Consider the following 13,310-nt stretch of genomic DNA (forward strand, 5'->3'; position numbering starts at 1 on the left):
CTGCCTCAGGTTGTGTGATCGGATCGACGCGCGGATTGATCGAAATCACGCGCGCAAGCATGCGCCGGCGTCATCGTGACCAATGCCCGGTATCAGTAATAGACCGCAACCGATTGTTAAAACTTCGTTGAACATGCTTGGGCATATACCGAGCAGGATACCGTCTGAGGACCCCGATGAGGCTTTGGGTCAGCCTGACCTTGCTCGCGGCAGTTTTGCCGGTAGGGCTGTCGCTTGCCTTGACTCCGGCAGCGCCGCCCGGCGACCCTGCGACAATCCGTGCCAGCTATCGGAGGCCGGACGTCGTTCCGTTCCCGAGCAGCAATCCCTATTCGGAGGCGAAATCCGCGCTTGGGCAACTGCTGTTCTTCGATCCGCTGCTGTCGAGGTCAAAGACACACTCCTGCGCGAGTTGCCACAGGCCATCCCTTTCATGGGCCGATGGCCTTCCGCGCGCCATCGGTGAGGATCCCAAGGGCCTGCCGATCCGCTCGCCGACATTGATCGATGTGGCCTTCTTCGAGCCGCTGGGATGGGACGGTAAGTTCAGGGATCTGGAATCCGTTGCGTTCGGGCCGATCCTCAGTCCGGCGAACCTGAACATGACCGAGCCGGAATTGATTGCGCGACTTTCGGCGATCCCCGGCTATGTCGATGCCTTCGCCCACGCATTCGGAGACGGCGCGATCACGCGGCCGAGGATCGAGGCGTCATTGGCGACCTTCGAGCGCTCCATCGTCGCAGGCGAGGCTCCGTTCGACCGTTGGATCAAGGGCGACGACACCGCCATCAGCAAATCAGCCCAGCACGGCTTTGAGCTTTTCAACGGCAAGGCACGTTGCTCGGCTTGCCACAGCGGCCCGTCGTTTTCCGACGGATCCTTCCAGGATATCGGCACCGCCAAGGGCCATGACATCGGGCGCGGCCGTTTCTTTCCGACCTCGGCGAAGCTGAAATATGCGTTCAAGACGCCGACATTGCGCGACGTCGCGCGCCGCGCGCCCTATATGCACGACGGATCGGTGGCAACGCTGGAAGATGTCATCGAGCTTTACAACAAGGGTGGGATCGATCGGCCGAGCCGATCGCCCGACATCAAGCCGCTGTCCCTGACGGCAGACGAGAAGAACGACCTCATCGCCTTCCTGCAAACCCTGACCGCGACGGCCCCGCCGGTGGCAGGCGTCCCCAAACTGCCGCGCTGACCTCGGCTCAACGCGGTTCAGAACGAGGTTCGTTTCAGGACAGGTGCGGCAGCGCCGCGCCCAGGAGGCCGAGCCCCACGATCACGAATGCGCCCGCGCAGGTCTCGAGGGTCGCTGTGCGCGCAGCGGACGATCTTGTCACATAGGCGAGGGCCGACCCCACCCCGATACTTACGACGCTCAACGCTCCGAACACTGTACCGGCCTCCCGATCCGATTTGTCCGGATTTCACTACGACAGTTGAATTGAGCTCCCGTGCCGGAATTAGCTAAAATTTGAGGCAACCGGCTGTAAAGACTGCACTAAGGGACAGGCCGGGGGCTCGCCCGCCACGATTAACCACAATGCAACCACGGGATGTCCCGGCAGGCGCAAAGCTTAAAATTTGATATAAGTTAAACAAGTCCTTAAGTGTGTGGGCGGTTGGTTCAATGTTTAGTGGATGGGCGCGAGATACCGTCTCGGCGGTGCGCTCCTTTTTCGCCACGTGCCTTGCAGCGGTTCTGTTTTGTGTCGTCGCCGCGCGCAGTGCCGAGGCACATGTCAAATGGTTTTGTGCCTACGATGTCGCCGGCCAGCCCCGCGGACTCGAGAATGTCCTTTGCCTGGATTTCGAGCTGCTGCTCGGCGTCGCCATCTTCTGGCTGTTTGCGGGTTGCCTGATCGAGCCCACCTCGCTGGGTGACGCCACGATCCGGGTGATGGACCGCGTCACCGAGGGGCTGCGGCTGCGCACCGAATTGATGATGCGCGCCGTGTGCGGGTTCTTCTTCATCTCGATCTGGGCCGTGGGCGGCATCCTGCTGACGCCCGAGTTGAAGACGACGTCGCCGTATGTCGGCGCGCTGCAGCTTGCGATCGCTGCCGGGATGCTGTCACGCCGCACGCTGCCGCTGTCGGCGGCGGGGATGGTGGTCCTGTTCGGGATCGGTGTGCGCGACTACGGTGTCTTTCACCTCGCCGATTACCCGATCTTTCTCGGTGTTGCCGCCTATTTTGCGCTGGTTGGGCTGAACAAGGATTTGTTCGGAATCCGGCCGATCGACGTGATGCGCTACGCCGCCGCGGTGACGTTGATGTGGGCCTCGGTCGAAAAATGGGCCTATCCGGAGTGGAGCTTCCCGCTGCTGATCGAGCATTCCGCGATGACGCTGGGCTTCGACAACGAGTTCTACATGCGCGCCGCCGGCATGGTGGAATTCACGCTTGCCTTTGCCCTGATCTGGACGCCGCTGATCCGGCGCTGCGCCGCAACCGTGCTGACGGGGATGTTCATCAGCGCGTGCTTCGAATTCGGCAAGATCGACACGATCGGACACTCGGCAATCATCGCTGTCCTGCTAGCGATTGTCGCCGACAACAAGGTGTTGTCGCGCGACCGTCGTGCGCCGTGGCTTGCCCCGGTCGCACTCTGTGCCGCGCTGTCGGTGACCTTGTTCGTCTACTATTTCGGCCACGCCGCGATCTTCAAGACGTCGGTCCTGTAGATCGCCGCCGCCTGGGGCGGCTATTTGGCGACGTGGACGGCGAGCTTCATCTTCGGGTGAATGCCGCACAGCACGGTGTAGTCGCCGGGCACCGAGAAGGTGACGTCGAACTTGCTGCCCGGCTGCTGGTCGCCGGAGTCGAAGCTGAACGTATCAGTGCTCAAATAAGCGTGATGCAGCAGTTCACCGTCATCGTTAACGAACCGTAAAATCTCACCCCGCTTGATCGAGATCTGCGCGGGTTTGAATTCACGATCCTTCTGCGAAATGACATAAGGGGCTGCGCCCAAAGCTGCTCCAATAAGCGCTCCAGTGACGATCGCCGCCGCAAACGGCACGCGGCCGAACTGGCCCAGGCGCAAGGCGCGCAACAAGCCTGACTGCATGAGACCCCCGATGAACCTCGAACACCAAATATCGGCTATCCCGGGCTGCAAATGTGGCTCCCGGATTACCTGTAAGGGGGATTATCGCCGGCTGATCTTAACGATTTCAGCATGAGTTCCAGTCACTACTAAAGCAATTTTGAGCAGACAGTTATTTTCCGCAGTGCTGCGCGTTTCTGCGTAGCTTGAGTATCGAGCACTACGGCGAACGCGGGCATGGACAGCCTATTTGGCAACCTCAAGGTAAAGAGCGGTGCGGCCTTTCGGTTCGCGGCCGGCCGCCTTTCGCGTCTTGCCCTGACCAAGGGTTCGATCCGCAGCCAGATTCTGATTTTCTGCCTTGCGATGAGCGCCGTTGCGGTCGCCCTCGGCGGGTACTCCATCCTCGGCATCCGCCATGCCGGCGATCTGGTGGCCAAGACGTTCGACGAATCCCTGATGTCGATCAACTATGCACGTGCGGCCGGTGCGGATTTCGCCGCGATGCGGGTCGCCTCGTCGCAACGCCTGCTAACCACGGATCCGGAGATCCGCGCCAATCTCGATGGCCAGATTGAAAAGCTCGCGAAGGCGCTCTCGGAAGACCTGGCGATTGCTGCCGATCGGTCGCAATCCTCGCGCGCTGCGCAAGCCGCCGCTAAGGTTCAGGAAGCCGCCGACGCCTGGATGGCGCTGCACCGGCGCGCGATCGGATCGTCCACGGAGGGCAGCGCGGCGGCCGATCCGCGCGCACCGGGTGCGACGGTCGGCGATGTCGATCGCTACTCCAAGATCGTCAGTCAGCAGGTCGAGCTGCTGGTCAATTATACGGCCGGCGATGGCTTCCTGTTCAGGCAAAAGGCGCTCTCGACAATCAAGCGGGACCTGCAGCTCAACGTGGCCGGGCTGACCGTCGCGCTGTTTCTGTCGGCGCTGTTTTCGTGGCTGCTGGCGCGCCGCATTATCGGACCGGTCGCGATCGCATCGCGGGCCGCGCGAAGCATCGCCGGCGGCGACCTCGACGCGACCATCCCCAAGGGCGGGACCGACGAGCTTGGCACGCTTCTGACCGCCATGGAAACGATGCGCGACAACATCCGGCGGATGGTCAATCAAGAAGTATCGCAACGCCGCTCGGCGCAGGCACGGCTTTCCGATGCGCTCGAAACGTCGCGTGAGGGCGTCGTGCTGCTCGACGCGGATGGCCAGGTCGCGCTGGCCAACTCGCGCGCGAGTGAATTCATCCGTCTCTCGCCGCAGCTCCTGCGGTCGAATCCGCTCGATGCCGCCACGCTGGCGCCGACCGACGGTGACATTGATGGCTTTGCGAGCGAGGCGCAGCTTGCGGATGGACGCTGGCTGCGCGTCAGCCGCAGCGAGACGCAGGAGGGCGGCGTCGTTCTCGTCTACAGCGACATCTCCGCGCTGAAGCAGCAGAAGGCCGAGCTGCATGAAACCAATCTGCGGCTCGACGCGGCGCTCACGCACATGTCGCAAGGATTGTGCCTCTATAACAGCGAGGCGCGGCTGCAGGTCGCCAACCGCCGGTTCTGCGAGATCTTCGATATATCGCCGGAGCTTGTCGTTCCCGGAATGACCATGGAGGAGGTGCTCGACCTGAGCATCGCCGCGGGCAATCACGGGGAGCGGACCGTCACCGACCTGCTGGCGGAGCGCGAGCGGTCGATGGCCCTGCACGACGGCAATTATCTGCAGCATCTCAGCGATGGACGGATCATTGCGATCGCGCAACGGCCGACATCCGATGGCGGCTGGCTCGTCACCTGCGAGGACGTCACCGAACAGCAACGGGCAGAATCGCAGATCGCGTTCATGGCCCGGCACGATGCCCTGACCAAGCTGCCGAACCGGACGTTGCTGGCCGAGCGGATCGAGCTGGCGGTTGCGCAGGTCGGCCGCGGACTCGGCTTCGCGGTGTTCTGCCTCGATCTCGATAACTTCAAGCAGGTCAACGACACGCTCGGGCATCCGGTCGGCGACGAACTGCTGTGCGCGGTCGCGGACCGGCTCAACGCCTGCGTCCGTGAGGTCGACACCGTCGCGCGTTTGGGCGGCGACGAGTTCGCGGTCATCCAGTGCGGTGTTCAGGGCGGAGACGAGGCCGAACGCCTCGCGCGCCGCATCGTGGAATGCGTGGGTGCGCCGTACGAGTTGAACGGGCATCGCGTCGTCGTCGGGTGCAGCGTCGGCATCTCGATGTCGCCGGGTGACGGCACCACCGGCGAGAAACTGCTGAAGAACGCCGACGTCGCCTTGTACCGCGCCAAGATGGAAGGCCGCGGCACCTGGCGCTTCTTCGAGCCTGCGATGGACGCCAGCCTGCAGCGGCGTCGGGCCATCGAGCTCGACCTTCGCGAGGCGATGGTCAAGGACGAGTTCTCGTTGTTCTACCAGCCGCTCTACGATCTCCATCTCGACCGCATCTGCGGCTTCGAGGCGCTGCTGCGCTGGCATCACCCCAAGCGCGGGCTGGTGCCGCCGGACCAGTTCATCCCGATCGCGGAAGAGATCGGCCTGATCGGCCCGCTGGGAGAATGGGTGCTCAATCGCGCCTGCGAACAGGCGACGACCTGGCCCAGCGAGATGAAGCTCGCGGTCAACGTATCCGCGGTCCAGTTTCGTGATGCCGACTTCACCGACGTCGTCGTCGGCGCGCTCGCGACGTCAAAATTGTCGCCGCGCCGGTTGGAGCTCGAAATCACCGAGTCCGTGTTCCTCGCGAACAGCAACGAGACGCTTGCAACGCTGCACAAGCTGAAGGCGCAGGGAGTGCGCATCGCGCTGGATGATTTCGGTACCGGCTATTCCTCGCTGAGCTATCTGCGCAGCTTCCCGTTCGACAAGCTCAAGATCGACAAATCCTTCGTGCGCGATGCGACCGCGACGCATGGATCGAAGTCGATCGTCCGCGCCGTCATCAGCCTCGGCAGAAGCCTCGGCATGACCACGATCGCGGAGGGCATCGAGACCGTCGAGCAGCTGGATCATATGCGGGCCGAAGGCTGCAACGAGGCGCAGGGCTTCCTGTTCAGTCACCCGGTCCCGGTGACCGAAATAGCAGCCAAGATCCTCGAATTGAGAAACGGCTTCAAGCCGGCGTCCGTCAAGGCGATGGCCAGCTGACGGCGCGCTCAGCGTCACCGGGCCTTGCAGGCCAATATAAAAAGGCGGCCCTCGGGCCGCCTTTTCTCATCTATCGCCGTGGTCGCGCTTAGCCGCCATTGCCGCCGATCACGGCACGCACGGTGTTGTCGGGGCCGAAATCCTCGGCGCTGTCGACATAGAGCAGCGCGGAGAGCTTCGATCGCGCGCGGTTGACGCGGCTCTTGATGGTGCCGACCGCGCAGCCGCAGATTGCCGCGGCATCCTCGTAGGAGAAGCCGGACGCGCCGACCAAAATCAGCGCCTCGCGCTGGTCCTGCGGCAGCTTTTCGAGCGCGGCGCGGAATTCCTCGAACTCCAGATGCGCCGCCTGCGAAGGCTGGCTCTTCAGCGTCTTGGCATAATTGCCCTCGGCATCCTCGACCTCGCGCCGCCGCTTCCGGTAGTCGGAGCGAAACAGGTTGCGCAGGATGGTGAACAGCCACGCGGGGAGGTTCGAGCCGGGCTGGAACGAGTTCGATGTTGGCGATCGCGCGCAGCAGGGTCTCCTGCACCAGATCGTCGGCGCGGTCACCATTACCGGACAGCGAGATCGCGAACGCGCGCAGGCTCGGGACCGACGCAAGGATATCGTCGCGAAGTTCATTCGTGAGAGGCATTAGTCCCCTCCATTGTTCTTGTCGGTATCGCCCCCGGCGACGGCCGCCGCCGCAGCCTCCGGCCCGTCGAGTTTGCGGATCAGCTCCGCAAAGCGGTCGGGTACGCCCTGTCGCACCACGTCATCGTACATGGCGCGAAGCTGGTGGCCGATTCTCGATTGAATCTCGGCGTTGAGACCGCCCTGCTTCTTTACTTCCTTCATGATGTGATCCACGCTTCCCCGGGAGTTAAGTCTCTGATTTCCAAGTCGTTTCCTCGAAAAAAGAGGCTGGCCGCGTTGCCTCGTCGGTCTGGAGCTAATGCAAAGTTGCGCAGAAAGTTCCGGAATGCTGGAACTATTTCGTGGAACTTTTTCGGCTTTCGCGCGTAGTCGGCGATGCAGGGGAACCGGGGTCGTCCCAGAACTGGATTCTGCCGCCCCCAGACAACGGGTTTCAGGCCGCCAGGCCTCACGAACAAGGATGGAGTGGGAATGTCCCGATCGCAGATCGTTGCCGAACACCTTCCGCTGTTGCGCCGTTACGCTCGCGCACTGACCGGAAATCAGGCGTCGGGGGACGCCTATGTCGGGGCCATGCTCGAGGCCCTGTTGCAGGATGGATCGTTGCTGGATCAGACCCACGGGCCGCGCGCCGGCCTGTTTCGGCTGTTCACCCAGATCTGGAATTCGGTGTCGGTGAACAACAACGACAATGCCGACGTGGCGACGCTGTCGCTGCCGCCGGAGCGTCGGCTGTCGAACATCACGCCGCTGCCGCGCCAGGCCTTCCTGCTGCTGTCGCTCGAGGGCTTCTCGGAGGAGGAGGTCGGCTACATTCTCGGCACCGATATCGCCGAGACGCGCAAGCTCACCGATGCCGCCGGCCGCGAGATGGCCGCCGAGATCGCCACCGACGTCCTGATCATTGAGGACGAGACCTTCATCGCCATGGACCTCGAGAGCCTGGTGAAGAATCTCGGCCACAACGTCATCGGCGTTGCGCGCACGCATTCCGACGCGGTGGCGCTCGCCAAGAACAAGAAGCCCGGCCTGATCCTCGCCGACATCCAGCTCGCCGACGGCTCGTCGGGCCTCGATGCCGTGAACGAGTTGCTGCGGACCTTCGAGGTGCCGGTGGTGTTCATCACCGCCTATCCCGAGCGCTTCCTGACCGGCGAGCGGCCGGAGCCGGCATTCCTGATCTCGAAGCCGTTCCAGCCCGCGATGGTGTCGGCGGTGGCGAGCCAGGCGCTGTTCTTCCAGCGCAACTCGCGCAACCGCTCGCCGCGCGCCGCCTCGGCATGAGCTGAATTTACGCAAGCGGCAAAATCCAGACCGGCGTACCGAAAGGTACGCCGGCTTTTTTTTGAGCAAGCCTTCGATGGCGACGCTATTGCGGCGTCACGCAGACCGGCATCGTGCTGAGCGCCCGCAGGCCCGAGCTGTCGCGGAAGGCTGTGGGGCCTGCAATCTCGAGCCGTTTGACGCGGCTGGCGAGCGCTGTGATCACGGCCTCGGCTTCCAGCCGCGCCACCATCTGCCCGACGCAGCCGTGGATGCCGACGCCGAAGCCCATGTGTCCGGAGAGCCGCCGTCTGACGTCGAATTGGTCGGCATGCTCCCAGCGCGTCTCGTCGCGGTTGGCGGAGGCGAGCAGCAGCAGCACCTTCTCGTGCTTGCCGATCCTGACGCCTGCAATCTCGGTGTCATGCGGCGTGGTGCGGAACACGAACGGCGCCGGTGAATCGAAGCGCAGCGTCTCGTCGAATGCCGCGCGCGACAACGACGGATCTTCCGCAAGCAGCGACCATTGCTCGGGATGGCGCGCAAGCGTGTACAGCGCCATGCCGATCGCGCTGATCGTGGTGTCGAGCCCGGCCGAGAGCAGCGAACGCACCAGCAGCGGAGCTTCCTCCGCGCTGATCTCCCCGGCGTCGGCCGCCTCATAGACCTGCGCGCCGAAACTGCCCGGGCGCAGCGCCTCGCGCTGACAGCGCGCCGCGACCCACGGCAGCACCCGCGGCGCCTCTTGCATCAGGTTGCGGAAATAGTCGTTCTCGGGCCCGAAGCCGGCGAACACCATCGCGCCATAGGTCAGGAAGTTCTCGCGGCCCTCCTGGTCGATGCCGAGCGCGTCGGGAAACACGCTGACCGGAAACACCTCCGCGATGTCCTTGATGGCGTCAAACGATCCGCGCTCGACCAGCCCGTCGATCAGCGTTGCGGCCTTCGCCTTGAAATCATCCGCGAGCCGCCGCATCGCGCCGGGCGAGAGGATCCGCGCCAGCACCGCGCGGGTTCGCGTGTGCAGCGGCGGATCGGCTTCCAGCACGATGCTCGGCGGCCGCCACGGCTTTTCCTTGAAGTGGTTGGCAAGTCCCGCGCCGCCGGCGTTGCTGAAATTGACATGGTCTCCGAAGATCGTCTTGACCTCGGCAAAGCGCGGCACCGCCCAGATGTCATATCTGGTGAGGCGGATGACCGGCGCTGCGGCGCGCAGCTCCGCATAGGTGCCGTAGGGATCGGCCCGCGTCGCCGCGCTGAACGGATCGAAATCGCTGCGGACCATTTCGCCGGCAAGTGGGCTCGCATGGGCGCTCATCGGATCCTCCCGTCCTGTCATTAGTTAATTGACCATAGTCAATTAACTCGCATATTGCAAGGGCGGGGTTGCCATCTTGGCGGGTGCGCGGCATGGAGGCGCGAGGCAGATGGGGATGTCGATCGTGGAGCGAGCCAAAGGCGCACGGCGCTTTCAGCGCAGGGCGCGCCAGGAGGCTGACAAGGAGGCGCTGAAGGCGCTGATCCTCGAGACCGCGCGCAAGGAGTTCGCCGCCGGCACGCTGGAGACCGTATCGATCCAGAAGATCGCTGACGCGATCGGCTACTCGAAGGGCACCGTCCTCAAATACTACCCGACCAAGCTGCTGCTGCTGCTCGCGGTGAAGCAGCAGAATCTCGAGGCGGTCGCCGAACGCCTCGAGCGGGTGCGCGCGGAGTCGGCCGACAGCGATCTGCGGCTGCGGCGCGTGATGGAAACCTATCTCGACTACTGGGCCGACAATCCCGATCACTTCCGCTCGCTGTTCTCGATGTCCGGTACGATCGAGGACCGCCGTTTGCCCGACGGCGTCTATTTCGGCGAGACTGAGATCGCGCGCCGCAGCTACGAATTGTTCGTGATCTCGGTGCGGGAATATCTGGCGGCACATGGCGCCGAGCCGGCGCCTGGCCTGCCGCAGCGGCTCGCGACCGCGCTGCTGGCGGCGACCCACGGCGTGGTCGCGCTCACGCTCGGCACGCCGACCATGAAACTGCCCGACATGCGCGGCACCGGCCGCCTGCTCATCGTAAGCCTGATTGATGCCTGGACGGCCAGGCTTGCCGCCGCGCGGAAAAGCGACGGCTGGCCGCGGATCACGATCGGCACCTTCGCCTGACGGAGCGGTGTCCGAAACTCCACGCCCGGTTATTCGCGCGTGCAGGCGTCCCTGCATACGCCACGCGCCCCTCATACGCGAAGCGATGTGGAATCCCGTGCGTTCGCCTGCTAAGCGCCGCCCATGGATACGACGCATCGCGATCGAACGGTGGGCTTTCTCTGCCTGGTGGTGTGACGGCGTTCGGCTGAGACGCTGCGCCGCCTGCCGCCGACATCGGCGTCAACGGGCATGCTGCTGGTGCCGGTCATCGGCGTGGTGTCGGCCGCGATCATTCTCGGTGAGCCGCTGGGCCTGCGCGAGATCGGCGCCATGGTGCTGACGCTCGGCGGCGTGACGCTGGCGCTGCAGCGGGCCTGATGCAGGCGAAGGAACGGACATCGGTGCATCGCGTTCTCCCGAAAAGGGAGCTTGGCCATGCGCAAGGCGATCGCGCGGCTTGATGCGGAGCAGAGGGCGCAACTGCTTTATCTCGCAGATCTCGGCACGGCGATGTTCACGTCGGCCCTCGTGGTGTGCAGCCTGAAGGCTATTGTGGATCTGTTCGCCGCGGGCTGAACCGCCACGTCTGCGCCAACGCGCCGTCAATCCTCTTGCGCCTCTTGCGGCGCGTCGCTCTGGGTGTGCCCATCCGGTTCCCGGTCAAACACCCCGTAATCGCTCGATTTCACTCCTGCTGCCCCATCGGTGCCACCGCCGGCCAGACCGAGCTTGAGCAGCTCGCGGACCGCCGCAGCGCGGGTCGGCATGCGGTGCTTGAATCGGAAATCGTCGAGGGCTGCCAACTCCTCCGGCGACAGCATGACCTGAAGCCGTTCAGCGCGAAGCTCATTCATCGCAAAGCACCCAGACTTAGCTTGTTGAGTAATTCGCTAAACCGCCAAACTCGCGTGGGGTTCCATCGATTGAGACAAAAACGTTGATTGAGTAAATTTAACAAATGAAATCAATAGCTTAGATAAAAATAAAGGAACGCTTCGGCTGCCCATCCCGTTATGTCGGTGGAGAGATGCCATGACCAACCACGTCAAGCTTCCCCGCAAGCTATCCGAGGAGCCGGAAGCCCCGAAACCGCGGCGTCCGAGCCACGCGAAAGTCATCGAGCAACTGGACCGCTGGGCCAACAGCCCAGGTCTTCAACCGCCAAAGGTCGATAATGCAGAGGACAATTCAAAAGCGGAAGCGATCTGAACCCCACACATTCGAGCAGCGCCTCGAGGAACACCGCGTGCGACTTGAAAGCCGGCTCGCGCAATTGCCGCGCGGTGCCGAACGCGAGCAGATCGTCGCGCGCATCGAGCAACTGCGGACAGCCGTCGAATTGAACGCGATGCTGTCGACGGCCGGCTGAGCCGAGAAGCGAAACGGCGGAACGGCCCACTTGCTCCCGCCGCTCCACCCGCCTACCATTCCCATGTTGATGGGGATGGAGTCCCCCGATAACCGCCGCAAGGCTGACTGACTCCTACCGGGCGCGACAGCGTCGGTAGGAGCATGCGCCACCGCCGACCCGCCGTGTCCCGCGAATGAGAAGGGACAGCGCATGACGGGTCTTCCTGGTTCACTCTCAATCGCATTGTCGCTGGTCGGGTCGATCTGGCTCGTCGGTGTCGTCGCCCTGCTGGTCGGCGCGCCGGGCGAGCTGGTCGCGGCGACCTTCGTGCTTGGGTTGGTGGCGGGCTTCGTCGAATGGCGAGCCGGAAAGGTGGAGCATTGAACGTTCAGTTGTTGGCGGCGGTCGCGATCGGCGGTTCGCTGGGATCGGTCGCGCGCTATCTGGTGGCGATCGGCGCGGGGCGCCTGGTCGGCACGGAATTTCCCTGGGGCACGCTGGTGATCAACATCGTGGGTTCATTCCTGATCGGCGTCTTCGCGGAAGCGTTCGCGCTGAGCTGGAATGCGAGCCAGGCGATGCGGGTGTTCCTCACCGTCGGCATTTGCGGCGGCTTCACCACCTTCTCGACCTTCTCGCTCGATGCGATCGTGCTGATGCAGCGCGGCGAGCTATGGTCGGCCGGCACCTACATCGCGGCCTCCGTCGCGCTCTCGATTTTCGCGCTGTTCGGCGGCCTGCTGCTGGTGCGGGCGTTCACAGCCTAAAGCATGATCCGGAAAAGTGCGAAGCGGTTTTCCGAAAAGATCATGCTCAAACAAAGAGCTAAGGCGCGATGACGATTCAACCTAATCTCATCGCGCTTTAGTCAGTCGCGCGGCGGCCGGTGCGTGGATTGAGCGGTGCGGTTGGCGGCCGTCGCAGCGCTTCGGGCAGGAACGGCTCGCCGCGCTTCGGCGTGGCGTCGGCGCGCACATCGGCGGCCCATTGCGCACGTTCGTGCGGCGTCTGGTTGTCGTTGAAGGTTCGCTTCACATCGACGCCGTCGACGGGATCGTTGACGCCGTTCCGGCTGGCGGGATGGTCGACGCCGCTGTGGATGTCACTGGAGTTGCCCATCGCGGCCTCCGTGCTCGGCGGATCCGGATCAAGATTTGATCCTGGATCCAGGACTTCTGTACCAACGTGGCGACTTCTGCACCAACGTGGCCGGCGCAAGCGCCGTTCCAAAAAAGTGTAGGGCTGGAGGTACCGTCTGCCGCCCGGAATCCTTGGCGCGTCCCGGACCAGCCGGTAGGATGGAACCCGGATGGAAGCCAGGAACCAAAGGAAAGACCGGGGAATGAAGCACCTCGACGTCGCGGTGATTGCTGCCACGCTGTGGCTGCTGGCGTCGATGGTGCTGGACATTCTGACGCCGAAGTCGATCACCGCGCTGATGATCGCCGCCGCGCTTGCGCCGCCGTTTCTGATCGGGATCGGCATCCATTTCGCGCGTGAATATTTCAAGGCGAGGCGGCGCAGCTACCCGCCGCCGCAGTTGGACGAACACTTCAAGAACTAGCGTGTTTTCGAGCGACGTGGGCACCGGTTCGCCTGAAGAAAACGCGTCAAAACTAAAATCCAGAGCCCCGTTTCGATTCAATCGGAGCGGGGCAGGGCTGCGGGACGGGCTGCACGTGCTGCATTGAACTGCGCACATGGCTTGCTAAGCTT

17 protein-coding genes, 1 pseudogene and 1 riboswitch are annotated in these 13,310 nt (G+C 63.6%); of the genes and pseudogenes, 12 read left to right on the forward strand and 6 right to left on the reverse strand.

Features of this window, described 5'->3' with window-relative positions; all coding sequences use genetic code 11:
• The first annotated feature begins 176 nt into the window (after positions 1-176).
• Together ACSKB9_RS28580 and ACSKB9_RS28585 are read left to right on the forward strand one after the other, a co-directional pair.
• Complete coding sequence (locus ACSKB9_RS28580) at positions 177-1,205, forward strand: cytochrome-c peroxidase (RefSeq protein WP_057016131.1); 1,029 nt, start codon at positions 177-179, stop codon at positions 1,203-1,205.
• Positions 1,206-1,709: 504 nt separating this feature from the next.
• Complete coding sequence (locus tag ACSKB9_RS28585; protein WP_057016179.1) at positions 1,710-2,693, forward strand: hypothetical protein; 984 nt, start codon at positions 1,710-1,712, stop codon at positions 2,691-2,693.
• A 20-nt stretch (positions 2,694-2,713) separates the two neighbouring features.
• Here ACSKB9_RS28585 and ACSKB9_RS28590 read toward each other — a convergent pair whose 3' ends face one another.
• Positions 2,714-3,079 (reverse strand): methylamine utilization protein, encoded by a 366-nt coding sequence (locus ACSKB9_RS28590; protein ID WP_438077300.1) that lies wholly within the window; start codon positions 3,077-3,079, stop codon positions 2,714-2,716.
• Positions 3,080-3,295: 216 nt separating this feature from the next.
• Here ACSKB9_RS28590 and ACSKB9_RS28595 point away from each other — a divergent pair, with 216 nt between their 5' ends.
• Positions 3,296-6,202 (forward strand): EAL domain-containing protein, encoded by a 2,907-nt coding sequence (locus tag ACSKB9_RS28595; RefSeq protein ID WP_438077302.1) that lies wholly within the window; start codon positions 3,296-3,298, stop codon positions 6,200-6,202.
• Positions 6,203-6,290: 88 nt separating this feature from the next.
• Here the strand turns inward: ACSKB9_RS28595 and ACSKB9_RS28600 are convergent.
• A pseudogene (locus tag ACSKB9_RS28600) lies at positions 6,291-6,840 on the reverse strand (sigma-70 family RNA polymerase sigma factor).
• Positions 6,840-7,043 carry a NepR family anti-sigma factor gene (locus ACSKB9_RS28605; protein ID WP_018269610.1) on the reverse strand — a complete coding sequence of 68 codons (204 nt, stop codon included), beginning with the start codon at positions 7,041-7,043 and terminating at the stop codon, positions 6,840-6,842. The pseudogene ACSKB9_RS28600 and the gene ACSKB9_RS28605 overlap by 1 nt, the downstream one beginning before the upstream one ends.
• A 270-nt stretch (positions 7,044-7,313) precedes the next feature.
• On the opposite strand from ACSKB9_RS28605, the gene ACSKB9_RS28610 reads away from it, so the two are divergent.
• Positions 7,314-8,126, forward strand: a complete 813-nt coding sequence (locus ACSKB9_RS28610; RefSeq protein WP_028334701.1) for a response regulator — start codon at positions 7,314-7,316, stop codon at positions 8,124-8,126.
• An 85-nt stretch (positions 8,127-8,211) separates the two neighbouring features.
• Here ACSKB9_RS28610 and ACSKB9_RS28615 read toward each other — a convergent pair whose 3' ends face one another.
• Entirely contained in the window at positions 8,212-9,423 is a 1,212-nt protein-coding gene (locus ACSKB9_RS28615; protein WP_438077305.1) for a cytochrome P450, read from the reverse strand.
• Positions 9,424-9,538: 115 nt separating this feature from the next.
• On the opposite strand from ACSKB9_RS28615, the gene ACSKB9_RS28620 reads away from it, so the two are divergent.
• The 3 genes from ACSKB9_RS28620 to ACSKB9_RS28630 all read left to right on the forward strand — a co-directional run bounded on the left by ACSKB9_RS28620 (position 9,539) and on the right by ACSKB9_RS28630 (position 10,819).
• Complete coding sequence (locus tag ACSKB9_RS28620) at positions 9,539-10,261, forward strand: TetR/AcrR family transcriptional regulator (RefSeq protein WP_438080438.1); 723 nt, start codon at positions 9,539-9,541, stop codon at positions 10,259-10,261.
• A 204-nt stretch (positions 10,262-10,465) separates the two neighbouring features.
• Positions 10,466-10,621, forward strand: a complete 156-nt coding sequence (locus ACSKB9_RS28625; protein WP_438080440.1) for a hypothetical protein — start codon at positions 10,466-10,468, stop codon at positions 10,619-10,621.
• A 57-nt stretch (positions 10,622-10,678) separates the two neighbouring features.
• On the forward strand, positions 10,679-10,819 hold the full coding sequence (locus tag ACSKB9_RS28630; RefSeq protein ID WP_157347178.1) for a hypothetical protein: 141 nt from the start codon (positions 10,679-10,681) through the stop codon (positions 10,817-10,819).
• A 26-nt stretch (positions 10,820-10,845) separates the two neighbouring features.
• Here ACSKB9_RS28630 and ACSKB9_RS28635 read toward each other — a convergent pair whose 3' ends face one another.
• Positions 10,846-11,097, reverse strand: coding sequence for a hypothetical protein (locus tag ACSKB9_RS28635; protein WP_438077307.1), 252 nt, complete (start codon positions 11,095-11,097; stop codon positions 10,846-10,848).
• 178 nt (positions 11,098-11,275) lie between these two features.
• Here ACSKB9_RS28635 and ACSKB9_RS28640 point away from each other — a divergent pair, with 178 nt between their 5' ends.
• The 4 genes from ACSKB9_RS28640 (at position 11,276) to crcB (ending at position 12,361) form a co-directional block, all read left to right on the forward strand.
• Positions 11,276-11,452: a hypothetical protein gene (locus ACSKB9_RS28640; RefSeq protein WP_438077309.1), complete on the forward strand. Its 177-nt coding sequence runs from the start codon at positions 11,276-11,278 to the stop codon at positions 11,450-11,452.
• A gap of 37 nt (positions 11,453-11,489) precedes the next feature.
• Positions 11,490-11,612 carry a hypothetical protein gene (locus ACSKB9_RS28645; protein WP_256521238.1) on the forward strand — a complete coding sequence of 41 codons (123 nt, stop codon included), beginning with the start codon at positions 11,490-11,492 and terminating at the stop codon, positions 11,610-11,612.
• A gap of 62 nt (positions 11,613-11,674) precedes the next feature.
• Positions 11,675-11,736: riboswitch (Fluoride riboswitch) on the forward strand.
• Between the two features lie 68 nt (positions 11,737-11,804).
• The gene (locus ACSKB9_RS28650) at positions 11,805-11,978 is read left to right on the forward strand and encodes a hypothetical protein (RefSeq protein ID WP_225161321.1); all 174 of its coding nucleotides are present in this window, start codon (positions 11,805-11,807) and stop codon (positions 11,976-11,978) included.
• Positions 11,975-12,361 (forward strand): fluoride efflux transporter CrcB, encoded by a 387-nt coding sequence (gene crcB, locus ACSKB9_RS28655; RefSeq protein ID WP_438077312.1) that lies wholly within the window; start codon positions 11,975-11,977, stop codon positions 12,359-12,361. The genes ACSKB9_RS28650 and crcB overlap by 4 nt, the downstream gene beginning before the upstream one ends.
• Positions 12,362-12,458: 97 nt before the next feature.
• Here crcB and ACSKB9_RS28660 read toward each other — a convergent pair whose 3' ends face one another.
• On the reverse strand, positions 12,459-12,713 hold the full coding sequence (locus ACSKB9_RS28660; protein WP_057016138.1) for a hypothetical protein: 255 nt from the start codon (positions 12,711-12,713) through the stop codon (positions 12,459-12,461).
• A 223-nt stretch (positions 12,714-12,936) separates the two neighbouring features.
• On the opposite strand from ACSKB9_RS28660, the gene ACSKB9_RS28665 reads away from it, so the two are divergent.
• Entirely contained in the window at positions 12,937-13,158 is a 222-nt protein-coding gene (locus ACSKB9_RS28665) for a hypothetical protein (RefSeq protein WP_438077314.1), read from the forward strand.
• Positions 13,159-13,310 lie beyond the last annotated feature (152 nt).

Origin of the sequence: Bradyrhizobium sp. BR 1433 (genome assembly GCF_051547665.1) — a bacterium.
GTDB lineage: Bacteria > Pseudomonadota > Alphaproteobacteria > Rhizobiales > Xanthobacteraceae > Bradyrhizobium > Bradyrhizobium australafricanum.